This window comes from Paenibacillus sp. LjRoot56 (genome assembly GCF_964253335.1).
Lineage (GTDB): Bacteria > Bacillota > Bacilli > Paenibacillales > NBRC-103111 > Paenibacillus_E > Paenibacillus_E allorhizoplanae.
Genome location: NZ_CAXURV020000001.1, coordinates 2,223,483 through 2,250,370, shown reverse-complemented (window position 1 = coordinate 2,250,370; position 26,888 = coordinate 2,223,483). Strand labels below are relative to the sequence as shown.

Annotated in this window: 22 protein-coding genes and 1 pseudogene; 6 read left to right on the top strand and 17 right to left on the bottom strand. The window is 45.5% G+C overall.

All coding sequences use genetic code 11. From position 1 onward, the window contains the following. Positions 1 to 384: 384 nt before the first annotated feature. The 11 genes from ACSQ8O_RS09980 to ACSQ8O_RS09930 form a co-directional block, all read right to left on the bottom strand. A complete protein-coding gene (locus ACSQ8O_RS09980; protein WP_436241431.1) occupies positions 385 to 1,230 on the bottom strand; it encodes a carbohydrate ABC transporter permease in 846 nt (281 codons plus the stop codon). Beyond that, positions 1,227 to 2,126 (bottom strand): carbohydrate ABC transporter permease, encoded by a 900-nt coding sequence (locus ACSQ8O_RS09975; RefSeq protein WP_436241430.1) that lies wholly within the window; start codon positions 2,124 to 2,126, stop codon positions 1,227 to 1,229. The genes ACSQ8O_RS09980 and ACSQ8O_RS09975 overlap by 4 nt, the downstream gene beginning before the upstream one ends. 69 nt (positions 2,127 to 2,195) lie before the next feature. Beyond that, on the bottom strand, positions 2,196 to 3,554 hold the full coding sequence (locus tag ACSQ8O_RS09970; protein ID WP_436241429.1) for an ABC transporter substrate-binding protein: 1,359 nt from the start codon (positions 3,552 to 3,554) through the stop codon (positions 2,196 to 2,198). Positions 3,555 to 3,842: 288 nt separating this feature from the next. Continuing rightward, positions 3,843 to 4,463 (bottom strand): hypothetical protein, encoded by a 621-nt coding sequence (locus tag ACSQ8O_RS09965; protein ID WP_436241428.1) that lies wholly within the window; start codon positions 4,461 to 4,463, stop codon positions 3,843 to 3,845. A gap of 123 nt (positions 4,464 to 4,586) precedes the next feature. Further along, on the bottom strand, positions 4,587 to 6,449 hold the full coding sequence (locus ACSQ8O_RS09960; RefSeq protein ID WP_436241427.1) for an FAD-dependent oxidoreductase: 1,863 nt from the start codon (positions 6,447 to 6,449) through the stop codon (positions 4,587 to 4,589). Between the two features lie 228 nt (positions 6,450 to 6,677). Further along, the gene (locus tag ACSQ8O_RS09955; protein WP_436241426.1) at positions 6,678 to 7,511 is read right to left on the bottom strand and encodes a (2Fe-2S)-binding protein; all 834 of its coding nucleotides are present in this window, start codon (positions 7,509 to 7,511) and stop codon (positions 6,678 to 6,680) included. Between the two features lie 453 nt (positions 7,512 to 7,964). Continuing rightward, on the bottom strand, positions 7,965 to 12,395 hold the full coding sequence (locus ACSQ8O_RS09950) for a chromosome segregation ATPase (RefSeq protein WP_436241425.1): 4,431 nt from the start codon (positions 12,393 to 12,395) through the stop codon (positions 7,965 to 7,967). Next, a complete protein-coding gene (locus tag ACSQ8O_RS09945) occupies positions 12,379 to 13,140 on the bottom strand; it encodes a DUF6063 family protein (protein WP_436241424.1) in 762 nt (253 codons plus the stop codon). The genes ACSQ8O_RS09950 and ACSQ8O_RS09945 overlap by 17 nt, the downstream gene beginning before the upstream one ends. After that, entirely contained in the window at positions 13,124 to 14,650 is a 1,527-nt protein-coding gene (locus tag ACSQ8O_RS09940; RefSeq protein ID WP_436241423.1) for a replicative DNA helicase, read from the bottom strand. The genes ACSQ8O_RS09945 and ACSQ8O_RS09940 overlap by 17 nt, the downstream gene beginning before the upstream one ends. Positions 14,651 to 14,923: 273 nt before the next feature. Further along, positions 14,924 to 15,172: a hypothetical protein gene (locus ACSQ8O_RS09935; protein ID WP_436241422.1), complete on the bottom strand. Its 249-nt coding sequence runs from the start codon at positions 15,170 to 15,172 to the stop codon at positions 14,924 to 14,926. 162 nt (positions 15,173 to 15,334) lie between these two features. Beyond that, entirely contained in the window at positions 15,335 to 15,898 is a 564-nt protein-coding gene (locus ACSQ8O_RS09930) for a Uma2 family endonuclease (RefSeq protein WP_056624380.1), read from the bottom strand. A gap of 186 nt (positions 15,899 to 16,084) precedes the next feature. Here ACSQ8O_RS09930 and yhbH point away from each other — a divergent pair, with 186 nt between their 5' ends. Continuing rightward, complete coding sequence (gene yhbH, locus ACSQ8O_RS09925; RefSeq protein ID WP_056624384.1) at positions 16,085 to 17,242, top strand: sporulation protein YhbH; 1,158 nt, start codon at positions 16,085 to 16,087, stop codon at positions 17,240 to 17,242. After that, on the top strand, positions 17,239 to 18,672 hold the full coding sequence (locus ACSQ8O_RS09920; RefSeq protein WP_056624388.1) for a SpoVR family protein: 1,434 nt from the start codon (positions 17,239 to 17,241) through the stop codon (positions 18,670 to 18,672). The genes yhbH and ACSQ8O_RS09920 overlap by 4 nt, the downstream gene beginning before the upstream one ends. A 47-nt stretch (positions 18,673 to 18,719) precedes the next feature. Here ACSQ8O_RS09920 and ACSQ8O_RS09915 read toward each other — a convergent pair. Beyond that, a pseudogene (locus ACSQ8O_RS09915) lies at positions 18,720 to 18,842 on the bottom strand (Uma2 family endonuclease); the annotation flags it as partial. Positions 18,843 to 19,105: 263 nt separating this feature from the next. Between ACSQ8O_RS09915 and ACSQ8O_RS09910 the strand changes: the two are divergent. Beyond that, positions 19,106 to 19,744 carry a spore coat protein gene (locus ACSQ8O_RS09910; RefSeq protein ID WP_436241421.1) on the top strand — a complete coding sequence of 213 codons (639 nt, stop codon included), beginning with the start codon at positions 19,106 to 19,108 and terminating at the stop codon, positions 19,742 to 19,744. 86 nt (positions 19,745 to 19,830) lie between these two features. After that, entirely contained in the window at positions 19,831 to 21,165 is a 1,335-nt protein-coding gene (locus ACSQ8O_RS09905) for an amino acid permease (RefSeq protein WP_436241420.1), read from the top strand. Positions 21,166 to 21,172: 7 nt separating this feature from the next. Here the strand turns inward: ACSQ8O_RS09905 and ACSQ8O_RS09900 are convergent, their stop codons facing one another. From ACSQ8O_RS09900 to ACSQ8O_RS09880, 5 genes are all read right to left on the bottom strand, one after another. Then, positions 21,173 to 21,946, bottom strand: coding sequence for a YqcI/YcgG family protein (locus ACSQ8O_RS09900; RefSeq protein WP_436241419.1), 774 nt, complete (start codon positions 21,944 to 21,946; stop codon positions 21,173 to 21,175). A gap of 104 nt (positions 21,947 to 22,050) precedes the next feature. Next, complete coding sequence (locus ACSQ8O_RS09895) at positions 22,051 to 22,677, bottom strand: LysE family translocator (protein WP_436241418.1); 627 nt, start codon at positions 22,675 to 22,677, stop codon at positions 22,051 to 22,053. 70 nt (positions 22,678 to 22,747) lie between these two features. Further along, complete coding sequence (locus ACSQ8O_RS09890; protein WP_436241417.1) at positions 22,748 to 23,338, bottom strand: DUF1989 domain-containing protein; 591 nt, start codon at positions 23,336 to 23,338, stop codon at positions 22,748 to 22,750. 125 nt (positions 23,339 to 23,463) lie between these two features. Continuing rightward, complete coding sequence (locus ACSQ8O_RS09885) at positions 23,464 to 24,567, bottom strand: ABC transporter permease (protein ID WP_436241416.1); 1,104 nt, start codon at positions 24,565 to 24,567, stop codon at positions 23,464 to 23,466. Continuing rightward, positions 24,564 to 25,511, bottom strand: a complete 948-nt coding sequence (locus tag ACSQ8O_RS09880; RefSeq protein ID WP_436241415.1) for an ABC transporter ATP-binding protein — start codon at positions 25,509 to 25,511, stop codon at positions 24,564 to 24,566. Before ACSQ8O_RS09880 ends, ACSQ8O_RS09885 begins: the two co-directional genes overlap by 4 nt. A gap of 202 nt (positions 25,512 to 25,713) precedes the next feature. On the opposite strand from ACSQ8O_RS09880, the gene ACSQ8O_RS09875 reads away from it, so the two are divergent. Both ACSQ8O_RS09875 and ACSQ8O_RS09870 read left to right on the top strand, forming a co-directional pair. After that, positions 25,714 to 25,926 (top strand): hypothetical protein, encoded by a 213-nt coding sequence (locus tag ACSQ8O_RS09875; RefSeq protein ID WP_157257133.1) that lies wholly within the window; start codon positions 25,714 to 25,716, stop codon positions 25,924 to 25,926. Positions 25,927 to 26,069: 143 nt separating this feature from the next. After that, the gene (locus tag ACSQ8O_RS09870) at positions 26,070 to 26,873 is read left to right on the top strand and encodes a hypothetical protein (protein ID WP_436241414.1); all 804 of its coding nucleotides are present in this window, start codon (positions 26,070 to 26,072) and stop codon (positions 26,871 to 26,873) included. Positions 26,874 to 26,888: the final 15 nt, after the last annotated feature.

Sequence of the window (26,888 nt, the reverse complement as noted above, 5' to 3'; positions counted from 1 at the left end):
AAAACCCTGCAGAATTTGCAGGGTTTTGTTCTTAACCGCTCACAACGTATATTCACTCGCAGTTTTCACTCTATTATAGTAAACATCCCCCTGATCTTTGTACACCAGAATAACCAGAAAAGGTTCAATACCTCCAGAACCTCATGTTAAATCTGTGCAGGCAAGTGGAGAGCTAGATTTGACTAGAGTTAGTCGGTTTTGTCGACTAACTCGGGGCTGCTTGCCTTGATTTGGCTGGAGTTAGTCGGTTTTAGCGACTAACTCGGGCTGCTGGCCATGATTTCGCTGGAGTTAGTCGGTTTTAGCGACTAACTTCACGATGTCGAACAAGGGATGCAGCACCAAGTATTCTAACTTGGTGCTGCATCCCCTATATCCCAAACCTTAACCTTTCAAACCGGTTGTCGCAATGCCTTCCACGAAGTATTTTTGAGCAAAGAAAAAGATCATGACACAAGGCACAATCGCTACGATGGACATCGCCATCACTTCATTCCACATTGCGGCTGAGCTGACATCCAGCGACATGCGGAGCCCGAGCGCCAGGGTAAACTTTTTCACACTATTGATGTAAATTAAAGAATTAAAGAAGTCATTCCATGTCCAGATAAACTGAAATATCGCTGCTGAGAATAACGCGGGCTTACATAATGGGAGTAGAATTCGGGTCAGAATCGAGAAAGAATTACACCCATCTATCGTCGCTGACTCGTCTAATTCCCTCGGAAGACCTCTGAAAAATTGCACGAGCATAAAAATAAAAAACGGATAGCAAGCGAAGAGAGCTGGGATCGTAAAGGGTAAATAGCTATTCAACCAGCCAAATTCTTTAAACAAAATATAGCGCGGAATAATGATAACCGCATTGGGAAGCATGAGCGTCGAGATCATAATCGCGAACAACACGTTCTTCAGTGGGAAGTTGAATCGTGCGAAGCCGTAGGCCACAACGGTGCTGGAAAGCAATGTAAACAGTACGACAGGGACAACCATTTTGATCGTATTAAATAGAAACACACCAAATGTAAATTGCCCGCTTCCCTGCCAACCCTTGGCATATGAATTCCAGACGACATGTTTAGGAAAAAGACTAAGCGTTCCGAAAATCTCATTATTCGCTTTGAACGAGGCAAAGAACAGCCAAATGAGCGGATACACCATGATCAATCCGAAAATCGTGAGGAAAGCAATGTTGAGAACACGTTTTATTCTTACGCCTGCTAGCGTCATTTCCGGTCACCTCCATCCTCGTAATACGTCCAATGCTTGGAGGACTTGAACATTACCAATGTCACAATCAAAATGATAATGAATAGGATCCATGAGAGCGCGGAGGCATAGCCCATTTTATAAAATTTAAAGCCTTCGTCATACAGCTTGAGCGCAAACAAATACGTTGAATTCATTGGCCCGCCATTGGTTACGACAAATGCTCCCGTGAAATCTTGGAAAGCATTGACCATTTGCATGATGACATTAAAGAAAATAATTGGCGAGATCAGCGGCAGCGTTATCGTGAAAAACATTCTAAATTTAGTTGCACCATCCACCCTGCAAGCTTCATAGAGTTCATTGGGAACTTGTTTTAAGCCTGCTAGAAAGAGAACCATGGAGGAACCAAACTGCCAAACGGACAGCAAACTTAAGGTGAATAGCGCCATATTGGGACTTCCAAGCCAATCAACAGGTGGGATATGCATCGCGTTCAGGATGCCGTTCACCATCCCCTCCTTCATGAACAAAAATCGCCACAAGATGGAGACAGCCACACTCCCCCCAAGAATGGATGGTAGATAATAGACAGTCCGATAAAAGTTAATGAATTTCATATTCGTGTTCAGCATGAGAGCCACAAGCAAGGCAAAAACCAGCTTCATCGGAACAGAAATAACGACATACAGAAGAGTGATGATCAAGGAGTGATAGAAGGCCGTATCCTTCGTAAACATCGTGATATAGTTCTTGAACCCAACAAAACTAGGTGTATTCGTAATGCTGTAATCCGTAAAGGAATAGATGAAGGACGACGCAAAAGGGTACAGCTGAAAAATCAAGAAACCAATTAACCAAGGTGCGATATAGACGAGACCAATATTCTTTTTAGTCAATTTAAGAAAGCTACTCATTCCGATTTCACCTGACTTTATGTGGAATAGAATAGGGTGATGTCTCGACTGGCCCATCACCCTATCGGTTTATTTCAAGTCTTTGAATTTATCTTGCACACGTTGGATCAGCTGATCCGCACCCTTGTCAGGGGTCAGACTGCCATAGACAACCTTCTCACAAATATCGCGGATGATATCGGCAACTTCTGGATTGTTTTGAACAATCGGCGGTGGTGACGTCGGGTTCTTCACAGCATTGTCCACCATTTTGGCAACACTTGGATCGATTTTATTTGCTTCGACCAACGTTTTCTTAGCAATTTCAGAAGTGGGTACAGAACGTGTATCCAAAAGGATAAGTGCAGCTTCCTTGCTATTCAATAGCCAGTTACTGAACTTCACAGCTTCTGCCGTGTTCGGTGATTTTTTGTTAACTGAAAGGATCATCGACGGTTTCGTCTTCACGCCTTGCGCCTTACCGTCCTTGGCAAATATCGGCATCCCCACGGCGAATTTACCTTCGCCTGCAGCCGTTTTATACTTACCAACCGTTGAAGACCAATCGGATGTCATCCCGATTTCCGCATTGACCCACTTCGGATTTTGTTCCATTTTACCGCTGAACAGAGCCGCATCACCCAATGGCTGCGCAGCGCCACTGTCGAATAGCTTTTTCATCATCGTCAATGCCTCGGAGATATCTTCCTTGGGTGCTGTAATCGCAGGTTTATCGGATACCCAGTATGTACCATTTTTGGAATATAAGTATTCACCTAAAATGAATTCACCTAACCCACCCGTTGTCGTACCTGGCTCCAGTGCGAAAAGATAGTTCCCTTTGTTGGTTTGACTAATTTTCTGACCTGCCTCAATGAGTTTATCCCACGTCCAGACCGTGTCAGTGGAAAGACCATTTTTATCGAAAAAGGCTTTATTAATCATCGTCCCAAAACCATTCGTTCCCATCGGCAATGAAACCAGTTTGCCATTTACGGAATCGTATTCATCCAAAATTTTCTTCGGAAATTGGCTAAGATCAATCACTGATTCTTTGCTCAAATCCACGAAAATATCACCTTGTGCAGAAAGACTTGGCAGCCACGGGTAATCCAATTGCATCAGATCAGGAGCAGAGTTGCCAGCAATTTGCGTCATAATCTTCTGCTGGTAACCTTCATAACCTTGGTACTCGCCTTCAATTTTCACATTCGGATTCAATTTGGTGTAAGCCTCAATTGCCGCTAAAGTTGCTTTATGTCTGGCATCAGACCCCCACCAAGCAAACCGTAGCGTAACAGGTTTTGCTTGCGCTTTAGGTGTCTCTGTACTTTGCGCTGGCTTCGTCGTCTCTACCGCTGCCTTCTCACTACTACATCCAACAACTGCGGAGACAAGTACCGACATAATCCCCACACTGCCGAGCATTTTACCCCATTTTTTGTTCATATCCGCTTCCTCCTGAATGGTTTGTTCTAATGGTTGTGTGCCTTGTTCTTTCCTATTAAGAGAATATCATCCTGCACCTGGGAAATATAGGACGCTGCCTTGATAAAAACTATCACAAATGAAGCGTTTACAGATGCATATCCATTATTGATAGGAACGAGCGCTGAAGGAGATAGGTTTCCCGACGAGGGAAGTTGATATAGCTGTGCAGGGCTTGGCCATCTGTCAATCAGCCAAGCACCTCCAAATCCTCCGAGCACAAGAATCGAGGCGCCTAATCATAACCTTTTACATGACATACTCACGAAAAACCTCATTCAAATACACATATTTGCTCGTTGGATATTTGAACCCGAGGAAAAAGCCAGAGAAATCAATTTGGACAGAAACAAGTCTCCGACTCGTCACTGTACTTCGTATCAATTGATTCAACAAGGTCTCATTCTGCGTATTGATTGCCTTCACGATCAGCGCCGCGTAACTCGGATTGCAAATTAATTCCCGATATAGGGGAGTGACTGCCTTCGCGATCGCACGATTAATCGTGGAACTGAATGTGAACTGCACTTGACCAGGACGAATCGTCGTCCCATTCGTAATCACGAGCAGTGGTTTCGGCAGCGGCAAATCGACAAACCACCCCACGCCATTCGACGCTAAGGCTGAAAGTGGCTCTGAACCGATGACTGAGCGCAGCAGCTTATTCATGCGTGCAATATCGGCCTCCCGCACGGCCTTCGCCCATTGGACGGAGTACGTACGGCTGCTCGCCAACTTGCGGTAGAAAGGCAACATGACCGTAGCGACTTTGCGGATCGCATACACGCGTTGTTGGATTGGCTTTGCCACGTGCAAGCTAGCTTTTCTTTTGATTTTGACGAGTCGCTTACTCGTTCCGTATCTATTCATCTGTATACACACTCCCAATCACCATATAGAGTAGACTATTGCTTATGGCGGGGGAACGTGTGGGCATAGGCCGAAACAAAAAAGTCTGCTTGAGCTTATGCTCAGGCAGACTTTCCAACACGCTTATAAACGCCTCACGATGACCTCATCTCGAGACTCATTCCAATCCCAATGGTAGCCTAGTTCTTCCGCAAGTTTCGCCCAGCTTACGAGCACGAAATTGTTCAGCACTTGTACGTCTGCCGAAGGAATCGTTCCATTCCTTCCCATAAACGTGTATTGAATACGTCTATTTTCTTCATCGTATGTAGCATCACCTTGGCCTAGCTTCTCGAACGTTTGACTGAGTGGCACCCAGGGGATGCCTCCAATGACAATTGGCTTGATCCCGTTATAAGTGATTGCTTGACCTTCCAGTCTGATTCGGATAAAAGGCAAATGATGTGCGATTTTGTTGCCTTTCAGCAATGTAATCCTTCCATTGTCCAACTCTGACCGCTCCACCTCTGAGAGATGAGCAATTTTGTCCTTCGCTACTTGGTCATACAGCTTGATCTGATAAGTCTTCTCCATCCGCTTATGAAGTCGAGCAATTTCCTCTGGGGTCGTCGACTTCAGGCTTCTCCCCTGCATCTGCGCCATCAATACGCCTATGCTCTCCCCAGCCATTGCCCCGTTCGGCTGAATTCTTGCGCTTCCGTAAGCCACTGCGGTTGCACCAACCAGCTTCCCCGCGGTGACAACGTTGTCGTAATCATGAAGCAAATAGCTTCGTAGAGGCATCCCATATTTATCCGGACGCCCAATAGCCAGTCCCTCCCGATTCGAGCGTGAGCCTTGAATGTCCATGAAATACCCACCAACGCTAACGTTATCCCAGAACATCCGGCCGCTCATTAAATCCGATGCCTGCAGCACATATTCTGTTGGGTAATGATTAAACTCTCGAATATACAATTCGTTCGGCTCTCCAGCTAGCTCCAACTTCTCGAAGCCAGCCATATGTTTGCGAAGATGATCGCGTATGAAAGGCATTTCTTCTTTGGCGAGCTGCATCCCTCGTTCGATCGTTTCCTTCCGGCTTGGATCGATACCGTATACCTGAAGCGCGTTAATCATGATTTCTCCATTACCTTGATTAAGAATGTTCAATCCTCGGAGATTAAGCTCGTTCTTGTTGTGCAGTTCATAGGCCGATACGATAGGCGGAAACCCATAAGCGATGTGCGAATTCACATAGCTTTCGGGTCCGAATGTATGAGCACGCTCGATCTTCGTCATTTTCCAAAACTGAGTTTGAAACTTGTCCCAATCGACTCCCTTAAATTTCATCATGTACGTGCCACTCATATATTCGCGTTCCTTGCTCCCATATAGCGCTTCCAACCCTGGAAGCGGTTTCACATTGAGCTTGCGAATCAACGCAGCGTCATCCGAATTATCAACCAGATAGGAAGGCTTCACTATCCGCTTTTTCCCATCACCGTCTTGATAGGCGAGAGAAATGACCTTATTGCCTGTCACTTTCAAGTCTTCAAGCACGATATTTTTCTCAACGGGTATGCCTTCAATAAGTTTGTGAAAATAATGGGCAAAATCCGTTTTTGTACGGATACTTCCTTGTGTGTACGCTTGGAAAAGCTCCTTCATGCCGCCTTGCATGAGCAATGTGCCTTCATCATCGTAGGTTCCATCGAGATAGAGCATCTCACCTTGAATGAGTTGCCCGCCTAATCGGCCTTTCGTTTCGAGGATTAATACGTCGAGACCTTCCTTCTTTGCCTTTTGAGCAAGATACATGCCCTCTAATTCTGTTCCCATGACGACCACATCTGGCTGAAAGGTCGAATGCGTATGTAGGGTAAATCCCCCATCACTGTCTCGGAGCAGTCCGAAGTAGCCTAAAACTCCGCCAGCTATCGTAATAAATACGAGAATACCGAAAATCAATGTCGATTTCATATTACTAGCTAGCCAATTTTTCAAAAAGTTCATCACCCTGCTGCATCGAATAAGTGCTTTCCCTTATTGTATGCATATTGCAGAAAAAAACCAACAGGAAAATGACCAAGGAAGGACTATCCAATCTCGCAACGAAAATTGAGGAAAAAGCAACTAAAAAGCCTGCCTTATCTCCCATGCGCAGCCACGGGAGATTAGAGGCAGACTTTCGTGAAACTCTTGCAATTATTCCAATACACGCGTATGAGTGCGTTAATTCACAGCAATTTTAGCGGCTGCTTCTTGGGCGAATTGAACTCGCAATTGTTCTTTGCGCTCATCGCGCTCTTGCGGCTTCATCCGGGGACACGTATAACAATATTGCCCGCCTTCTGTTCGGTAGTACATACAACAGGCCGTCTTCAGTTTAATTTTCGTGTCGGGCTCGCCGGGATAACCAGGGTAATCCACAGTCACAACCTTGGTATACAAGGGATTCCGAAGTCGGCCGAATACTTCACCTTTCAATCCCTTCGTTACAAATATATGGTCCTCAGCATAACGAGCATGCCACTCTTCTGACGTATTCACTTGTTTCCATTGTTCGAAAATAAAACGAAGGCGCATCGGAATCATTTTCCACAAATGATGAATGTCCATATCGGCGGCAACGGCGATTGCTTCGACAATTGGCCGAATAGTCCCAGCATACCAGTGGGATAAGTGTTCTTCACGCCATTCACTTCGATGTCCGCACTCTGGACCACTAAGTTTTCTTAATTCTTGAAGCACAATACGGAACTCAACGAACCCCTTCTCACTTCGATACAATTGCAGCACCCATAACCCCGGAGACAGATCAAATAATTCATCATGTGTGACCATATACTGCATCGCCGCATTCAGACCTCCGAGACGGCTAATCAAATAGGCACCAGCCGCTGCGGGTTCGAGTGCTTTCATCAAGGGCGAGTAAGCAGCTAAGAACTCTTGCATCCCTTTTTCCGTTAAAAGATGCTGTCCTGCCATCGTAAAAAGCGGGTCTGGATGGGACTCCATCCTAACTCCGTAATTTTCCGCTATATAAGCCTGAACCGATGTGCTCATATTCCCCTCTCCTTGTCTTTAGCGTGTTTCACCCATCTTCATCCTATTGGGAACTAGTATACCATTTCGTTCCGTCTTTGAAGTAACTAAAAAGTCTGCTTGCTCTCCGAAGCGTAGCCACAGGAGATTAAGCAGACTTTTTGTAATTCAATAAGCATTTATTTTTCGCCAGGAAATAAAGCCAACCCAATGTTTAACGGACGCAGGGAACGTTATTAAGCGACAATGTAGCCATTACAAATTATAACGGACAACATGGCCGTTATTCCCCTGCTTAGGGCACAATTTTGCCTCCAAAACAGTAAATAACGTCGCTGGTGTCCGTTACACGAGAAAACTGTCTGCTTAATTAGAAATAGCGTCCCTCGTGTCCATTAAACGGGGAACATACTATCGTTGTTAGGTACGTAATACAGCATATACTCCCGCTTGGTTCATGTAGTAAAGCCCTCCCTAGATAAATAACTCCATCTGCTTAACGTCCCCTAGTCTTTCCAGCGAAATCGGCGCATGATCACGGAAATAAGCCTGATTGATCTCCTTTTCTTTGGTCATGACCAGTTTACTTCCATTGGCTGCCTGTCTGAGCCTACAGCTAAAGACAACTGGGAAATAATCCTTGAGGAATTTGCCTTCCGCATGCGCTGTCAGTGCAATGATCTGGAAGCCAAGCTGCTCAGCGATAAAAAACACAGGACTTAGCACGTGGTCACTCGATGCCTTCCCGAAGGGATTATCAAGGATCACGGTGCGATGCCGCTTCATATTCGCTTGAATATGCTGCCGTTTTTCGGCGACATAGTTAAGTAAGCCTAAGAATAATGTCATATTTTTGCTCCATTTTTCCCCGCCAGACCAATTATTCGACTGTTCCCATGAGAAGGAAGCCTTCGTTACATTATTCTCATTGGTGACTTTACGGCAAGAAACTTTCATGACTTTTTCTTGCAAAACAATCTGCAGAAGCTGCTTGGTATCCAACCATTTTTCGAGCTCCTTGCGAACCGTTGATTTCACTTCTTGATCGTTCTCATCACGGTAATGGCCTTTTTCTAGTTCAGTCAAAACCCATTCCAGATGCTTGCGCAAATGATCTTTCGCCTCAAGTTCATCCCATTCAGGAATGAGAAAGGAGAAAATATGCTTCCACTGATCTTCAACTTTAACTCTCGTTTTATTGGGAATATCTCGAAGTTCAGACGCGATCAGCTTCAAATGGCTGTGCACATGAATGATATACTGTTCAAGCTGCTGATTGTGTGTGCGCATCGTCTCTTCCGCGACATGATTGACACGTTCAATGCGGCTGTGCATTTTATGCTGAAATTGTGTCAGCTCCACATAGTTGTCTTTGTTCTCGACACCTTGCTCAGCCATATCTCTCATTTTGACATCCTTAATTTGTTTCCGGCAAAAATCAATAAAATGCAGCCTGGCCTTTTTCACCGTCGACTCTTCCGCTTCTAGTTCTTTCATCAAGGCGATTAGCGACGCCACCGATTTCCGCACCCATTTCATTCTGTCGTTCGGAAACTCTACTTTCTGCTCCGGTGTGATAAAAGCTGCCTGAATGAGTGGATTTTCAAACCCATGCAAAATTTTGTATTGATTTAAGTAATCGATCACATCTCCGATTTTACTTAATTGCGCCTGGATTTGCGTGTGTTGCTGCTGTAAGCCCAATTTCTGCTGTTGCAGACGTGCATCCTCACTCTGGACTTGGGCATCCACTACGCTCAGCGACTCCGTAAAGGTTAGTGGCCGCTCACCCTCGTGTAAACCACTATACTGCTCAATCAGTAATTTAATTCGCGCTGTCAATTCATTAAATTGTTTGTCGACCCGCACCAATTCTTCCTTATGGCGTGTCAACCGTGATTCGTGTTCCTTGAGCTCAGACAATAGCTGTGACATCTGATCTTCACCCGTCACAGAGAAAGCAAGCTCCTCGTTCAAGTTCAGATCCGCTTGTTCCAAGCGAAGCTTGTTCATCTCTCGCTCCAACGTTGTTCTGCTAGCTTGAGCATGCTTTAACTCCGTTTCAAGCTGCTGGCGCCCTTGGGAAATATGATTGAGCTTGAGATGCAAATCTTTTCTCTCTGTTTTCAACCAATCTAAGCTATACTTCGCTTCAATGGGCTGCACATCCACTAGTTCGATATATAGATCTTGGCTTAACAGACTCGCTTTCTCCGTTCTCAAAACGCTCATTCTGCCCTTCACGGACTCGCTCTGCAGCTTCGCTTGCTCCATTGAGCGCCGTCTGCCCTCCAGCTTATGCTGCTGATCGTCAGACTGCTGGGCAAGCTGGTCGATCGCCCCGTTCAACGTCACGATTTCTTTGCCCAGCTCGACATACTTCCGCCCTTTTTCAATCCACTGCCCGAGCCGAATCATTTCCTCTTTTTGCTCATCCAGAACGGCATTATGCTGCTGAATCACCTGCTCTGCCTGACGAATGGATTTCTTGATAGCATCCTCTTGGCCTTCTAGTTCACGCACAGAATCGCGCGCAAGTCCTACTCGCCTTTCCATTTCTTGCACAACCTCAAGCGGATATTGCAAGAGGAATCGGCTAAACGCAGCTTGAAGCTCAGAAGTACGCTGCAGATCACGTTCCTTTTCTTTGCGTGCTGTCCGAACTTCCTCTCCTTTTTGAGAGATCGTATGCTTCCAGTTGATGAATTCCGCCGCCTCCGCATTATCACGCCAATGCTGCGGTTCAACCCACGCGCTATCCTCCGCTGCCTCCGGTGTATCACTACCCGCTAGACGCGCCGCTTCCTGAGAAGAGATTACCTGAATCGGGAACTGCATATCTTCCGCATACTGCTGCAGCTTGCTTGTGACTAACCCAACTTCGCCTTCCGTCGTAATCAACGTGATGGACCATAGCGGATGCGTCATCGCCCGCTCGGTTAACTTCAAACTCTGCAAATATTGAATACCTGTCTCTAGTAACGTGAACTGGTTTCTCCACTTGTCCACCAAGCCAGCCACATAGACATCGGCAAAAAATATGGGCTGAGAGCTATAATCATCGATATAGCGAAAAGCAAGACGCTCTTTCAGCAAGTAAGCTTCTTTCTCGAGCAGGAGCTTCGCCGTATCCTCACTAAGTCGTTCTTCAATCGAACTCTGCTTCTCATAAACAGACGAGAGTCTTTCCCATGAAGACCTGTACGAAGCAATTGCTTCAAGCATGGATTGCTGCTCTTTTTTAAATGATTCGAGCTTATGCTCTGTATTGGCCCGCTCCACGAAGGCAGTCTTGAGGCTCTCACTCACGTCTGCTAGTTGTCTCTCACTTTCCTCTTTACCCAATGCCAAATCCTTGTTCTTCTGGACCAGCTGAACATTACTGTCATCCAACTTCTGGCAACGTTGACTCCATTCCGCCATGCTGCCTTCCATGCTCTCGACAGCCGGATTGGCCAAAACATTTGCCCTCAGCACATCTCTATCTTTCTCGCGGGCTTGTACAAGCGATCTATGTTCAATGAGTTGCTTGTTTAATAGCTCTAGTTCGCTTGTGAGATCACGCAGAATCGTTTCCTCTAGGTTCAACCTATTCTGATGAGCAGCTTCTTCCTGACTGAGCTTCTCTTGTTCAGCCTGCCACTCCTGCTCCATCTTGCTGAAAATACCGCGAATTTGCCCGCCATTCTGGCTCCATGCGTTCCGCAGAACATCCTCCTCTTGGGTGTGACCGAATTGTTCAAGTTCCCGCTGCACGTAGTTCATACGTTCCTCGGCCGAGGTCCACTGCTGTTTGTAATCGGCCAAACGCAACGAATAGTAGCTCTCTCTTGCACTTCGGACAAGCTTTTCTTTGAACTCAACGTCGTCTTCAACTAATCTAAGCTTTGTTTCCAACACGGATTGCTCCTGCATCTGCTTTGCAATATGCAGCGATTCTTTCTTCCGAGCCAATACCAGCAATTGCTCATCGCAAGCCGACATCATCTGATGCCACCTCGAGAGCTTGGCGGTTTCCTCATTCTTCTGCTCATTGACGAGCAGCCAATAGGCCTTTGTTTCAGCTTGTGCAGCTGCATAAGCCACCTGCTTCGTATCCATCGTGGCATAACGATGCACATACTGGTCCAATTCCACGAGGATTTTTTTGTTTTCTTCTATTTTTTCTTTTAATTCTTTATATTTTTTGAAGCTGTCCCTATGCATTTCAAAATTATTCGCGAACTCGCCTTGTTCATAGCCAGCCATCGCATCTTCTACCGTCGGGATCAACAAACGATCAAACAACTGGCCCGTCGTTTTGCATTCGTCAAAGAAGCTCTCAACCCCGCCCTCCGAGCTATTGATCTTCGCAATCCGTTCCCATTCTGAAGCTATTATATGGTAATCATTTTCCAATATTTTTCTGTATTCTTTCATCGTAGCTGGCAGCTTCGCATTCATTCTCTTCACCGTCATTTGGTGGTAATAATCATGAATTTCACCTTTATCCGCTGCTCGCAGATGACCGGCACTTTCCTTCACAAAAGGAATCCGATCAATCGCGTCGGGATCAAGCACTGGATAGTCATACACATACCGATACGAATCAATCCCTGTAGCCGTCAGAAATAAGCTGATGCAGGTCACGACATATCGTCGAGGCCGTTCACTTAGAATCCACTCGATCGCGATGTGCGCAGGACCATTTTCGAGACTTAACGTATCTTTGATTTTACGTCCGGCTAGTTCCTCATGAGGCAAAATGGCTTGAATAGCAGACTGGATGAAAACCGTCTTGCCTCCTCCATTTTCCAACAGAATCGCGCCATTATGCCCATCGAAATGAAACAACTCGTCGTTGTAACGCTTATTTCCGTCCTCATACACGACATTCGTAAATCGTATTCTAGAGATCGCTGGCATGTTCGCTTCCCTCCCCCTCAAATGCATGGCTTTGATATAAAAACTCCAAAATACCACGGTTATACTCGAGTTCCATAAAATAGCGCTGCACAACCACTTTGGCCTTTTCGGTCAACGTAATTTCCTGATTGCCAATATCGATTACCAATTCTTGCGCGATGAGAAACTTGCGGACAGAATCCATGAAACTAACCCGGCTGATCGTATTCCCGCTTTGCCTCGCGGCCGTCTCCTTGATATCGTCCATGGCACTCCATTTTTCGATCAAGGCTGTCCAGTTATAGGAGAATTCTTTCTCCATCTCTTTTAATTCCGCTTCCGGATGAGTCTTCAATAAGGAAATTCGCTCATTCACAAGCGCTGTCCATTCTTCAATCCCGATAAAACTTCTCGTAGGCTCCATCGTTTGATAGCTATCATAGAAAGCGCCAATAAGCACAATAATGCTGACATACATCAGATAAAGATCCGCATTCACAGCATTCGCCCGCAGATAAGTGCGTTTAATCACTTCGTTATTCATATGAAAAGGCGATAGCCTTGTCTCCGGAATCATATACAGTTGTTCGCCAGCAATGATCGTTACGCAATCGACTTCTCGCGCAAATTGATCCACAAGTCCGCGTACCACGTCGTCCGCCATATAGGCTTGGAGCCACTCTTTCCCCACCTCGTTATCGCGAGCGAGCAACGTGTAGATCCGAAAAGCTTTCATTACTGTTCCATTTTCAAGTCCGATTGTCATCCTGTTCTCCCCATGAAATCAACATATTCTGTATGCTAAACCTGTCATTCGCCTGAATGATGTCCTGTTGTTCAATAACGACCAAACAGCGGCTTCCCAGAAGCGCATACATATCTTCCATTAATGTCGCCTGCTCCTCATTCTGCTGCTGATCCATATCCACCGCCCGCAAGGGGCTTCTCTGATGCAGATAAATCCAAAAATCATAGAAAGCTCTCTCGCTCAGCAATCTTGCATCTTTGCGTATTTCGAACTGTTCGATGAAAAGTTTCACTTCAACTTGGCCCTGCTCTTCCATCATCTGCAGAAGGAGCTCCATCAGATGCTTGTACAACTTTTTCTGCATCGTCTGGTACCGGTATTCTTCGCTGTCTCCGCCAATTTCAAGAAACGTATCCTCACGCTCCTGTCCAGTGCTGTCTTCTAGTAAATTTTGCTCAGACCACACCGTCAACAGCGACCACATCTTCGTCTCTTGCACAGGTAAGAACGGAGCAATGACACCTTTCATTGTCTCCAAAGGCAGTGGCGTACTGAAGATAAGCGAAGCAATATCCTGATCAAAATTAAAGGAATCTAGTCCCGTATAATACAAGGATTCTTGCGCTGCGCCCAAGGCATGTGATTTCAACACCATACTCTGGTGAAATAGAACGGAATGCTCGCCATGTACCTTCTCCAGTTCATTCGATATCCGTAAAATTAACTCATAAGGTCGTTGATCCGCCTGTCTAACGGTCTGTGCCTGAACGCGATCCTTGGTCTCTTTGACGAATTGTCGTAATTCTTCAAACTCCTCATTCTCCATTTGCAATCGCAAATAAATATCTTCTAGCAGACCTTTATATCGTCCGAACGTTTCCTCCGATACAATGTTTCTTTTCAACTCATGTTCTAGCTTGATCATCCGCTCCTGCAAAGCTTCCACATCGATCCGCATTTCATTGATTTGCCGCAGTGCGCCTTCAAACTCGCCCTTTTCCAATTGTTTGCGCAATACCAACTGATGAATGGACAATTGAAATTCGGTGTAAAATTCCTTGGTCGCAAAAATAAGCTCCAACCCATCCTCGTCGAGCGTGTAGTACTGCGTATTCGTTTTTAAATCGAAGGCATTCGCTTTCAGAATCGATATGTAAATATGCTCCTGTACCCCAGATTCCCAGTTCATAAACGTAAAATCCCGCTTCTTCCCTGTCGTCGGGCGAAACACTTGCGTGATCTGTCTAGCTAGATCCTCAAATCCTGCTTCATCTAAATCAATGAAGATTCCCGCCACTTTGAGTAGAAACTCGGCTAAGTCCTTGACACCTGCCTTATTGTTTCGCATCAACTTCTGCTCGAAAAAGTAAAGCAGCGTTAGCAGCCCGAGTTCCATGAAATCGATGGGTTTGTTCTGTCGATCTGTTTGGCGCTTTCTCTGCAGCTCATAGAGCGGATCAAAAAGTGCCAGCTTGGTCATTCGTTCCCGAAACCCGGAAATCACCTGACCAATTTCTACGTAGTCCATGCTGTGTGCCTCCAAATCTTGCAAAGCTCGTATGTTGATACTATTTCTTGGGGAAAATAGCCCCCGTTGCTAGACACTGGTTAATAATTTTCTGTTCTTCCACCGTGAAATGAGAGAGAAAATCTTGCAATGCTTGCTTATGGCCACGTTGGTTTTCTTTTCCGTATGCAAACTCTAGGCTCAGACATGCTCTGTAAAAGGGAAGGGCTAGATTAGCTGGTCTGCCAAAAAGCGCAAGTACCCGCTCATTAAATAGATGCCAAATATGGATGCCTACTCTATCGATATCGTTAACCGATTCTTCTGCACGCTATATTGATAGGCAAGGGATGGTCGCTTACCCGTTCTCCCTTTGCTCTGAACCATCTGAATGATCTCCTCAGCTTCAAGCTCAAGTACCGACTGAGCGAATTGTTCGTAGGTACATGGCTGGCCTTGAAATAGAGCTTCTAATTCGTGAAGTGAGACTTTGCTATTCTTTACTTTTTGCAAATATGTACGAATGATAGAGTTGGAATTCATGAACGCATGCTCCTGTTTGAGAATATATCCACCTTACATCATAACCGATTGTGATCGTTCAAACCATTGATCTTTGACGGATTCCAGAAATAAGAAAAAAGTCTGCTTGATCTCCGATGCGTGGCCGCGGGAGAATCAACAGACTTTGTTTTATATAGAAAACTACGCTTGGAATATTCCTTCTAATTCAAAGACACAGTCAGAAAAAGCAAATGAACGCAACTTGTCCTCTCTTCCAAAAACTTCTCGCTTTTGAAACGAACCCTCTTGTAGTCCATATACCTCAACCGTTTGATGTGCAGGGTCAACAATCCAATATTCCAAAACACCAAACTTTTCATATGTTTTAAATTTTTGATTTCTATCTTTTATCGCAGTAGCCGGAGATAGTATCTCAACAATGAGCTTGGGAGCACCTTTTGCTCCTCGATCATCGATTTGAGAGGGATTACATATGACAGATAGATCTGGCTGACAGACTGTATCTGGATTATCGTATTCTTCAGTTTCACTTAATCTCACATCAAATGGAGCGATAAACACCTCGCAAAATGAGCCCTGCAGAAATGTGTGAAGTTCAAGAAAAATACTTCTTAAGATCCGTTGATGTGTCGTAGAGGGAGCAGGCGTCATGCTAAATGGCTCTCCATGAATTAATTCCCATCTGCCTTCCCATTCTAACAGATCTTGAAATTTATAACGATGATCCTGTTCAGGCATTTTCATGGAAAGTACCTCGCTCTCTACAATATTTCCCTTATTTTAACACAATCAGTTGAAAAGTCGAAGTCGAAGAGAAAATCCGCCCGCCACCACATATCCCCCGCACACTTGAATATATTTAATAACAAGCTTTATTCCCCTATGTCTGATTAGCGTTCTGCTTATCATAAACGCCAAGGAGGTGTCCCCATGACAGAGCCCTTATTTATCGTTTCCAAAGAGGATTGGTCACTCCACCGCAAAGGATACCAAGATCAAACCAGACATCAAGAGAAGGTCAAAGATGCAATTAAACAGAACCTTCCTGATCTCGTTACAGACGAAAGCATTGTCATGTCCAACGGTAAACAAGTCGTGAAGGTACCGATAAAAAGCTTAGACGAATATCGCTTCCGCTACAACTTCAACAAAGGCAAGCATGTCGGTCAAGGCGACGGTGATTCACAGGTTGGCGATGTACTTGGAACAGACCCGCAGCCTGCCCAAGGTCCTGGCAAAGGCGAAGGCGCTGGCGATCAAGCTGGCGAGGATTATTACGAAGCCGAAGTGAGTATGGAAGAGCTGCAAGCGATGCTGTTCTCTGAGCTGGAGCTGCCGAATTTGCAGCAAAAAGAGAAGCGGAATATGACATCCACCGAAGTTATTTTCAACGATATTCGTAAAAAAGGGATCATGTCCAACATCGACAAGAAACGGACGATCCTCGAAAATATGCGCCGCAATTCGCGCGGCAGCTCACCGGGAATCCATCATATTTCCCCAGATGATTTGCGTTTCAAAACATGGGAAGAAATCGAAAAACCGCACTCCAATGCGCTCATTATTGCCATGATGGATACCTCTGGTTCCATGGGCTCCTTCGAGAAGTACATAGCCCGCAGCTTCTTTTTCTGGATGACCCGCTTCTTGCGCACGAAATACGAGAACGTTGAGATTGTGTTCATCGCGCATCATACCGAAGCTAAAGAGGTGACAGAGGAAGAGTTTTTCACGAAAGGCGAAAGTGGGGGCACGATCTGCTCCTCAGCTTATCAAACTGCCATTGATATTATTGATAAAAGGTACCCCCCTTCTCAGTTCAATATTTATCCCTTCCATTTCTCGGACGGCGATAATTTAACATCCGATAACGAGCGCTGTGTGAAGCTGATTACACAATTAATGGAGCGTTCGAACATGTTTGGCTACGGGGAAGTGAATCAATATAACCGCAGTTCAACACTGATGTCCGCTTTCCGACATATCAACAATCCGAAATTCTTGCATTATGTCATTCGTGAAAAAGGTGAAGTGTATAAAGCGTTGAAAACCTTTTTTACCAAACAGGAAGGAGTGCCTGCACAGTGAGTAAATCCGAAATCCAAAAGCTGGAATATGCTATTGATGAAATCACGGAGATCGCGAAAGGCTTTGGGCTCGACTTCTTTCCCATGCGGTACGAAATCTGTCCGGCAGAAATTATTTACACCTTCGGTGCCTACGGGATGCCGACACGCTACAGTCACTGGAGCTTTGGTAAAAATTTTCATCGTATGAAAACGCAGTACGATTTTGGACTTAGTAAAATTTACGAATTGGTCATCAATTCGGACCCGTGCTACGCCTTCCTTTTAGACGGAAATTCGCTGATTCAGAATAAACTCATTGTTGCGCACGTGCTTGCCCACTGCGACTTTTTCAAAAATAACGCACGCTTCTCCAAAACGAATCGCAACATGGTCGAGAGCATGTCCGCTACGGCTGAACGCATCCGCCAATATGAAATTGAGCATGGAATCGATGAGGTCGAACAATTCATAGATGCCGTTCTCGCCATCCAAGAGCACATTGACCCTGTACTAACGCTAACGTATGGTCAGACTCGCAAACGCCAAGAAAATAACAAGGCAGCTACACCAACCGTTCGAGGCGAAGCCACATACGGGTATGAGGATTTATGGGACTTAGATAGTCGAAACAAGCCTATTGTCTCCTTGGATAAAGAAGATACGAAGCGTTTTCCACCGAAACCGGAGAAGGATCTCCTTCTTTTTATAGAGGAAAATGCCCCTTATATGGAAGAATGGCAACGAGATATCCTGACCATGCTGCGTGATGAAATGCTCTACTTCTGGCCGCAGCTCGAAACCAAAATCATGAACGAAGGCTGGGCCTCCTACTGGCATCAACATATCCTGCGTGAGTTGGATTTGACCGAGGAAGAAACGATCGAATACTCAAAGCTGAACTCCTCCGTCGTCGTTCCTTCTCGCCATTCCTTAAATCCTTATTATCTGGGTGTCAAAATATTTGAAGACATCGAAAAGCATTGGGATGCTCCAACCGATGAAGAAATCCGCAGATTCGGGCGGAAGCCTGGGCAAGGCAGGAAGAAAATCTTCGAAGTTCGTGAATATGAATCTGATACCTCGTTTATCCGCAACTATTTGAATAAACCACTGGTTGAAGAGTTAGATCTATACGTATTTGAGAAGAAAGGCCCTGAGTGGAAAATCACAGATAAAACGTGGGAAAATACGCGGGATCAGCTCATTTACTCCAGAGTAAATGGAGGATTCCCTTACATTGTTGTTGAGGATGGCGACTATCAGCGTAACGGGGAGCTGTATCTGAAGCATGCTTTTGAAGGTGTGGAGCTGGATCTGAAATATGTCGAGCGGACGCTGCCGTATATTTATAAGCTGTGGGGTAAGACCATTCATATGCATACGATGGTAGAAGATAAGCCGGTGTTGTTTAGCTTTGATGGAAAGAAGCATCATCGGAGGTTTCTATAAGAGAAAGCCCAACCCCGAGGGGTTGGGCTTTTGGGTGTGCATTTATTCTAAATTAATTCTTTCAATGCGGTAGAAGGGGATAGCACTTCAATGATTATTGTTGGAGCACCTTGGCAGCCACTTTTTGAAATCTGATCCTTCGAGCAAACCACCGAGAGATCGGGTTGGGTGACGTGATCGGGCGACTCGTAATCTTCAGTTTCACTAAAAACACATCAAATGGAGCCACGAAAACAAAGCAATTCCGGTAAAAAAGTCCTGAGAGCATAATAAAGCTCTCCCACAATATATTGATGCAATGATGTCGGAGCCGGGGATATGTTATAGGCTTTAACAAGGCGCTGCCTACTTTTACACTAGCCATGTATAAACCAACGAACTAAAACCAACATTAACGAAGTTACTTTACCTCAACGCCAAAGGAGACTTCGTTATGCAACAGGAAATACAGCCCAATTATCAAACGCAAACTACGCCGAACACAAACCACGGCGGTCATGAGCTTTTCGATTTACATGAAGTGTTGGCCTGTACCATCAATGTGCTGGACCAATTCATGATGTTTAGACAGTTTGTACAAGACAGCGAGCTGCTGGACATTCTGGATCGTCAATACCAGTTCACACTTGCCCAGTACAATTTAACTGCTGAGTGTTTCACAACCGGGCTTAAGCCAAGCCAAGAAACGTCCACGTATATGATTAGGCAATTATCGGAGCCGATCTACGGCATTAAGCCAACGGTGCCGAAAAAGCCAAACCAATCGCTCGCTGATGTGAAGGATGCCGGAATAAGCGGGCATATGCTAGGTCTGATCAAAACGCATGCGTCGTTGCTAACCATGACAGCCGTGGAAGTGACGAATCCCGTTGTTCGGCGTGTATTAGCCTCTCAGGTACAAAATTTCATAGAAATGGCTTATGAAATCTTCCTTTATCAAAATAGACTTGCTTACTACCAGGTGCCACAATTAGAAGCGTCCGATATGCAAAGCATGCTAACAGCATTCGTCCCCGCAACCGCGGCGCCACAAATGCCGCCCAATAACAGAGGGGCAGCGTCTGTTCACTAGCTAGCAAATTGTGAAGCCCAGCATCGGCCCAACGGCCGCTGTTTGGGCTTTCATATTGTAGCCAGAGATATGGAGGTCAATCACTTATGGTGACTTTGCAGCATACGAACAATGACGACAACACGAACAAGCTATCCTGGTGGCAGTTAACTTTATTCGGAATTGGCTGCACCATTGGAACAGGTTTCTTCCTAGGTTCTGGCATCGCCATTCAGAAGAGTGGGTTTCTGGTTGTCGTCATATTTTTATTGGCAGCACTAGCCACCTTATTTGTATATGATGACTTAGCACAGATGACGGCTGCCAACCCTGAAAAGGGGTCTTTTCGAAATTATGTGAGGGAAGCATATGGCCGCTGGGCAGGATTTGGCGTGGGATGGTTATATTGGTCCTCAGAAATGCTCATTCTCGGCAGTTCCTTAACGGCAATAGGAATTTTCACACAATTCTGGTTTCCTAACCTGCCACTCTGGTTGTTGACCGCTATCTACTCATTCCTTGCCCTCCTCGTTGTTATCCTTGGCTCGAAAGGAATTAACAAAACTGAGAATATATGCGCTATCGTTAAAATGGGAGCCATATTACTATTCATCGCCATTGCAGGCATCGTTTTCTTCAAAGGAAGCCATGGCATAAACACCATTCAAGGCAGCACAACCCATTGGTTTAGTTCAGGTTGGACAGGCGCATGGAAAGGACTTTTGTATGCGTTTTATGCGTTTAGCGGTATAGAAGTCATGGGCTTTATGGCTATCCATTTGCATAATCCCAAAGAAGCCTCTAAGGCTGGAAGAGTTATGCTGCTTACGATCACGGTCCTCTATGTGTTATCTCTTACTTTAGCGCTTCTTTTTATGACCAAAGAGCAGTTAACACCTGATAAAAGCCCTCTGCTTCTCGCTCTGAACATCATGGGATTGCCTATTCTCGAGCACTTGATGAATGGCGTTCTGATTATTGCAGGATTTTCTATTCTCGTTGCCTCGCTATACGGCGTATCTACGATGCTGGTTGCTTTAGCGGAAGGCGGTGATGCCCCGCCACGGCTAGCCAATAGGAAAGGCAAAAAGCAATTACCACTGTATGCACTAGGTGTGAATACGATCGGGCTATCTGTTTCTATCGTCTTAGCACTAGTGATGCCAAGCCAAATATTTGAACATATAACCACAGCTGGGGGCTTGGTGCTCCTATATACGTGGTTACTAATCGTCGCATCCTATCTGAAACAACTTCGGCCGAGCCTTAGCGGACAACTAAAATCTTGGACCGCTATCCTTCTAATCATGGCAGCAATAACGGGTTCACTCTTGGAGAAAACCGGAAGACTGGGATTCTGGACTAGCCTTCTTATCGTCATGGTGATTATCCTAATTACATGGTGGATGAAGCATAAATCAGAACGAACAAAGCCTGCGTAACGATGTTCTATTTATGAAATAGTACGCCTACGGCTTTTAATTTATTTTTCATAAACGTGTACGGACATTTAGAAGGGACGCTTTCGTCATCACGCAAGAAGTATTGCTTCCATTCTTGGTTATCTGCTTGCCCGTACCATTTCAGAGAAGGATGTGCGGGGATACCGTCGTAGGCCTCTAACTTTTGGCGAATGCGCTTTTTCATATTGCGTCCAAAAGGGGTAGAATCGTTGATTTCTTCAAACACCCATCGCGGCTGGAAAGCTATGAGGAAATGTGGAAACATTCGGCTTTTTCTAACCACATGGGCAGGTGTTCCGCAAAAAGAGAAATAAGGCTGCCCATCACAACAAAACTCCCATGAATGGTGTGATGGATCCTTTGAAATATGTTCAGGCCATGATGCCGTGTCATTGGCGCTAACCCTACTTAGAACAGACCAAAATAGCTCCTCGTAGTCTTCTACCGAGAAGCTATTCAGCATGTCTGCTGGTGTGTGGAAAAAGATAACGAGCGAGGCGAACTTCCCTGTCTCCCGTGAGCATCGGCCATAAGCTTGCAGGAGCTGGACGACGTCAAGGGCAGCTTGCTCTGATCTCGGATCTGCCGCAAAACCAAAGCGCAGGTTATTGGTAAGGAAGCCTTGACGGCCGGGAATACAAGGGTACGTATTGCTTGTATCTGCAATCATATTGCCGAATTGGCGGAAGGCATCCTGCTGCCATGCGGCAAGGATGGTCATATGTGTATCAAGCCAGTCTCTGGCATATAAATCAGCCATGTCGTAATAACAACCTCCTTCGTAAGTACGAAGCATACTATGCGAAGGAAATTAGATAGGTGAGTATCCCGGTAGGAGGTACAACTGGACTAAGAATCCTCTGACTAACCCAGTAGCTGCTTATAAGCTTGATAGCCAAAGTAAATACCGAAGCCCATGAGAGAAAGTCCAGCTATGACAGAAATCATTTGCAAGACTGTGCGATTCCCGAACTTGTGAAAGGAGCTGGCGAGCGTAGCCATAGCAACATCCCACAGAAGAATACCTGCAAAGATACCGGAGGTATGCCAAAGCACCTGGGTGAGACCATAATTCTGCACACTTTCGGCTAAAATAGAGCCATAAATGCCTAGCCAAAATAAGATATTTAGCGGATTGGTAAGAGCCATAATAAACCCGGAGCGGAAGGAGCTAACACTGGATTGGGCCTCGCGGGGGCTGGCTTCCTTGGTTATCTTCACGTTTCTTAGCGTATCCACGCCTGTGTAGATAAGAACAAAACAGCCAAACAACCATAGAAATGTTTTCATAAACGGGGTGGTCAAGAAATGGGCTAAACCAAAATAAATCAGCAGCACATACAGCAAATCGGCACACATCGCGCCTAGTCCGATCAACCACGCCGCAGTAAAGCCAAATCTGGCTCCCTTGTCGAGTTGAGCAGCGTTAATTGGACCGATTGGAGCCGATAACGAAATGCCAAGAAACAGATAAGTAACAAAAGCATCCATAGACTTCGCCCCCCTGAATAGCACTAACTTGTACAAGTTAGTGTATGAGAGGCGCTAGTCCATTAGAAGATCAAATGATATCAACGCGAATAGGAGTACATTTGTATCCATTGCAGAGACTTTCTGAGCAGGGACAAGCAGATATAGCCACAATCAAATCCATTTCTGCACGAAGCTCGATATAATCTCCGGCTTTAGATAGAGGCTTCTCAACACTAATTTGTCCAGATGGCTGAATGATGGTGTTCATAAATATATTAAAGGGATAATGCTGATCTGGGGCTGGGATCTCAAATGGTGCCAGAGCTGCATTTAAGTTCATATAACAGCTGGTGTGGTCTCGCTTATTGTAAAGCAGCTCATACATTTCAGGCCGACAGGCCGAGTTAATCCAATCATGCTGTCCTACCGTATCCCTAATAATCGTGAACATAGGGGTATATTTATTAGAGTAGATCATATCGCCGGGTTTCACTTTCATCGCATGTAAAGCGTCCATCGTAACGCTAGGGTCAAGCCGCTCGCTGAAATCATCCTCACGATAAGCCACAAAGTCGGCAACTTGTTCTCCCTCTACATCGGTAACTCGAATCACTTGGCCCTTCTTGAGCTGGAAACCGAGGCCCTCTGTAGCCGGAATTTGCCATTGCTGTTTACTCATTCAAGTCCTCCTGCTTATAGGTAAGTTCCCCTTACAGTATGGCTTATCGTTTATGGATTTATGATAAATTGTGCTATTACTCCCAGCAAAAAGCCCAATCTCAGAGAGATTGGGCTTTCAGTTAGCTACTCCCACTTAAACGTAAACGTCGCCACAATGAACGACACGACCAGCCAGATGGCCAGCATCAGCCCTTCCTGCCACAGATCCCCGATGCCTGCGCCCACATTCATAATCTGCCGAAGAGCAGTGCTGAGTTGAGTGATCGGGATCGATTTCACGATCGGCTGCAAGAACTCTGGCATGCTGGACACGGAGAAGAACACGCCACCCAAGAACATCAGCGGGAAAGAGATTAAACCAGAAATTGGCCCTACGCTTTCTGGGGTTTTGGCCAAACCAGCGATAATGAAGCCGATCGACATGAACGTCAACGTTCCCATGACAACGAACAGCAGAAGCAGCCACCATGAGCCGTTCACCTGCGTTCCAAAAATTAAAGCACCGACAAGAAGTACGATCAAGGCCTGCGCCGTGTTCATCACAAGGCGTGCAGTGATCTGCGCAGCGATGAACGTCGACGCTTTTAGCGGCGTACTTTGCATGCGTCGCAGCACACCTCGCTCACGCCATGAAGCAATTTGTCCCGAAACGCCATTTAGATTGTTGGTCATGATCATCATCGCCAGAATACCTGGTACAAGGAAATCGATGTAGCGAAGCTGCAAAGCTTGCACGCCAACCGGTTCAATTTTAACAATCGGAATATAGTTGGACATTTGCTTGGAAACGCCATCCGCCACTTGACCTACTGTTTGCAAACCGATTTGTGCACTCTGTTGGTTCGTTTGATCATAGTAAACCTGAAGGAAGCTGGCCTTCGAGCTTTCAGCTCCTTTCAGCCCTACTGCTTGCCCGTAATTTTTCTGAATGACGACGACTAACTTCTGATCCCCATGCTTCAGCTGCTCTAACGACTTATCCATGTCATCCGCGGGCTTTAGTTTCAAAATACTATTTGCTTGCAGCGCCTCCACCATGATCCTGGATTCTGCACTTTGATCTTGATCAATGACAACGCCATCGACGATGATATCATTTCCTTTTCCGAGAAAGGAACCGAGCATAATCATGAAGAAAAGCGGCATGAACAAGGTGAATATGAGTACTTGTCGATTCCGGACAAAAAACCGAAGCTGGCTTAGCGTCAATTGGATATAAGCATTCATTCTTCTTTCAAGCTCCTTCCGGTCATGGAAATAAACACGTCTTCCAGCGTAGCCGTTCGCGTCTGCAAGTCTGCCAATTGCCATCTGCCGCCAGCGCTTTTCTCTACAAGATCAATGAGCGATTCCTGAAGCTTATCTGTATAAAGGACGAACACATCCTTACGCACGTCGATGCCCTTGACTTCACGAATATCGCGAAGCTCCTCGACAACCGATTCTTTGTCCGCTTCCACCAAATCTTGCAGTCTAAACTCTATTGCGCTATCTGATTGCAAACTGCTCACAAGATTACGGGGTGTATCCAATGCGACGACTTTCCCTTGATCCATTAAACAAATACGATCACAAAGCACGTGCGCTTCCTCCATATAATGCGTGGACAGCACAATCGTTTTGCCTCGCTCTTTCAGCTTCAAAATAATCTCCCACAGCGTTCGTCTGGCTGTCGGATCTAACCCTGTCGTAGGCTCATCTAAGAAGATGACCTTGGGATCATTCAAAAGCGCTAGACCAATGGCTAGCCGTTGCTTTTGCCCACCGGACAGATGCTTGACACGGCCGTTCTTTTTATCAACCAACGTCATATCTTCTAAAAGCGGTCCAATAGGAACAGAACTCGGATAGAAGCTGGCATACATCCTCATAATTTCCTCTACGGTCAACAACTCGAATAACGAAGTTGATTGCAATTGAACACCAATGACTTCCTTGACCTTACCCAAATCCTTCTGTGTATCAAATCCAGCCACAATAGCACGTCCGCCGTCAGGCTTCCGCAGCCCTTCGATCATTTCCATCGTTGTCGTTTTTCCGGCACCATTAGGACCAAGCAAACCAAATACCTCGCCTTGATAGACCTGGAAATTAACGCCTCGCACAGCTTGGAAGGACCCATAATTTTTAATTAAGCCATCCGCTTCAATAACAATGTGTGAAGACTCCATAAAGCTAGCCCCCTCCGTTTCCAAATTTTACGTAACTCCCCCTATCATACAAAATAAACAGATACGCCGTCCAACACCACTATGAAATATCTACTGACAGAACTAGTGGAATTCCGACAACGCCAATCGACGAACTTATTGAGAAAGATATGATAATCTTAATATCTACTTAGCAAACAAAATCAGAAGGAGATGTGTTGAAGTGAGAATGAATATTTTATTTAATAAGAAGCCGATTTCCGTTAATTTCGTCGGCACGGACCATAAGTTAATTCCCTCTTTGATCAACGCACTTCGCCATAACAAATTCACCACCATGAATTTAGTTAATTCGTTAGAGCGTGTAGATTTATTTAGTTCAGAAGCCATTTTATATGCTACAGATGGGAATAAGGCGCGCATACCTATTTTCTAATTCTTGTCGCTACATAGATGTTTCAGAAAAAACGCCTACGAATGGTAGATTCCTTCGTAAGCGTTTTTTTCGTAGATAAATAGGCATAACTCTCCTACTCTTTTCATAGACTAATAGAAATGAAGGAAGCTACTACAGCTGGGATGGAGAAATCTATGTACCTTATTCGCCTTTTCAAAGCGCATGCTGCTCAGCTACTAATCTATCTACTTATCGTAATCATCAGTTTCGTATGGACCTTAATTTGGGGCCTTCACACCACCTCACAACTGCCTCCACAAGCAAGTGCCGAGTATAGCATTAAGCCTGCGACGAACGGTGTCCTTCTGCACGTCATTCAAACTACTCCTGAAAACATAGGACTCAAAGCTATTACAGCAAATGTAACCGATCGGCAGGACAATGGGATTAATGGCGGATTTTTCTGGCAGGGGTATTTGCTAAGCATCGCCGTGACCAATGATCAGCCTGTTAAGGGACAACCTGGCGACTACGGTTCAGGCTGGTACAATACGGATCGCAAACGAGGGACACTTGTGTGGGATGAGAAGGCGCAGACCTTTACCGTCCAAATTGTCGAAAATGCAAGTGAGTTACAGGTGCTGGATCGCACCCGATATTGGGCGCAGGGAGGCGTAAGCATGGGGCTTACGAATCCAATGGGATGGGCCGAGCAAGCCATTTCGGAAGAAATGCCTGTCATTAACGAGAAGCGCATGCGATCTGGTATTGTATATGATCGAATGAACAACGTGTATCTGGTGGTTGCGCCTACCCCTTGTACGGGCGAAGAGTTCCGAACAGCCGTACAGGAGCAGGTAGGGGAGAAACAACTGGTCGATGGGCTTTTCCTTGACGGCGATGGTTCCTCTCAGCTGAAAGTCGCGAATTTCTTACTGCCAGGTGACCACCGCGAGGTGTATCAGATGATAGCTTTGTTGAAATGAGCGGAGGGAGGATCA

Bases quoted from the DNA above. Each gene is read 5' to 3' on its own strand.
- ACSQ8O_RS09980 (WP_436241431.1), bottom strand. From the start codon at position 1,230: ATGACGCTAGCAGGCGTAAGAATAAAACGTGTTCTCAACATTGCTTTC.
- ACSQ8O_RS09975 (WP_436241430.1), bottom strand. From the start codon at position 2,126: ATGAGTAGCTTTCTTAAATTGACTAAAAAGAATATTGGTCTCGTCTAT.
- ACSQ8O_RS09970 (WP_436241429.1), bottom strand. From the start codon at position 3,554: ATGAACAAAAAATGGGGTAAAATGCTCGGCAGTGTGGGGATTATGTCG.
- ACSQ8O_RS09965 (WP_436241428.1), bottom strand. From the start codon at position 4,463: ATGAATAGATACGGAACGAGTAAGCGACTCGTCAAAATCAAAAGAAAA.
- ACSQ8O_RS09955 (WP_436241426.1), bottom strand. From the start codon at position 7,511: ATGAGCACATCGGTTCAGGCTTATATAGCGGAAAATTACGGAGTTAGG.
- ACSQ8O_RS09950 (WP_436241425.1), bottom strand. From the start codon at position 12,395: ATGCCAGCGATCTCTAGAATACGATTTACGAATGTCGTGTATGAGGAC.
- ACSQ8O_RS09945 (WP_436241424.1), bottom strand. From the start codon at position 13,140: ATGACAATCGGACTTGAAAATGGAACAGTAATGAAAGCTTTTCGGATC.
- ACSQ8O_RS09940 (WP_436241423.1), bottom strand. From the start codon at position 14,650: ATGGACTACGTAGAAATTGGTCAGGTGATTTCCGGGTTTCGGGAACGA.
- ACSQ8O_RS09935 (WP_436241422.1), bottom strand. From the start codon at position 15,172: ATGAATTCCAACTCTATCATTCGTACATATTTGCAAAAAGTAAAGAAT.
- ACSQ8O_RS09930 (WP_056624380.1), bottom strand. From the start codon at position 15,898: ATGAAAATGCCTGAACAGGATCATCGTTATAAATTTCAAGATCTGTTA.
- yhbH (WP_056624384.1), top strand. From the start codon at position 16,085: ATGACAGAGCCCTTATTTATCGTTTCCAAAGAGGATTGGTCACTCCAC.
- ACSQ8O_RS09910 (WP_436241421.1), top strand. From the start codon at position 19,106: ATGCAACAGGAAATACAGCCCAATTATCAAACGCAAACTACGCCGAAC.
- ACSQ8O_RS09905 (WP_436241420.1), top strand. From the start codon at position 19,831: ATGGTGACTTTGCAGCATACGAACAATGACGACAACACGAACAAGCTA.
- ACSQ8O_RS09900 (WP_436241419.1), bottom strand. From the start codon at position 21,946: ATGGCTGATTTATATGCCAGAGACTGGCTTGATACACATATGACCATC.
- ACSQ8O_RS09895 (WP_436241418.1), bottom strand. From the start codon at position 22,677: ATGGATGCTTTTGTTACTTATCTGTTTCTTGGCATTTCGTTATCGGCT.
- ACSQ8O_RS09890 (WP_436241417.1), bottom strand. From the start codon at position 23,338: ATGAGTAAACAGCAATGGCAAATTCCGGCTACAGAGGGCCTCGGTTTC.
- ACSQ8O_RS09885 (WP_436241416.1), bottom strand. From the start codon at position 24,567: ATGAATGCTTATATCCAATTGACGCTAAGCCAGCTTCGGTTTTTTGTC.
- ACSQ8O_RS09880 (WP_436241415.1), bottom strand. From the start codon at position 25,511: ATGGAGTCTTCACACATTGTTATTGAAGCGGATGGCTTAATTAAAAAT.
- ACSQ8O_RS09870 (WP_436241414.1), top strand. From the start codon at position 26,070: ATGGAGAAATCTATGTACCTTATTCGCCTTTTCAAAGCGCATGCTGCT.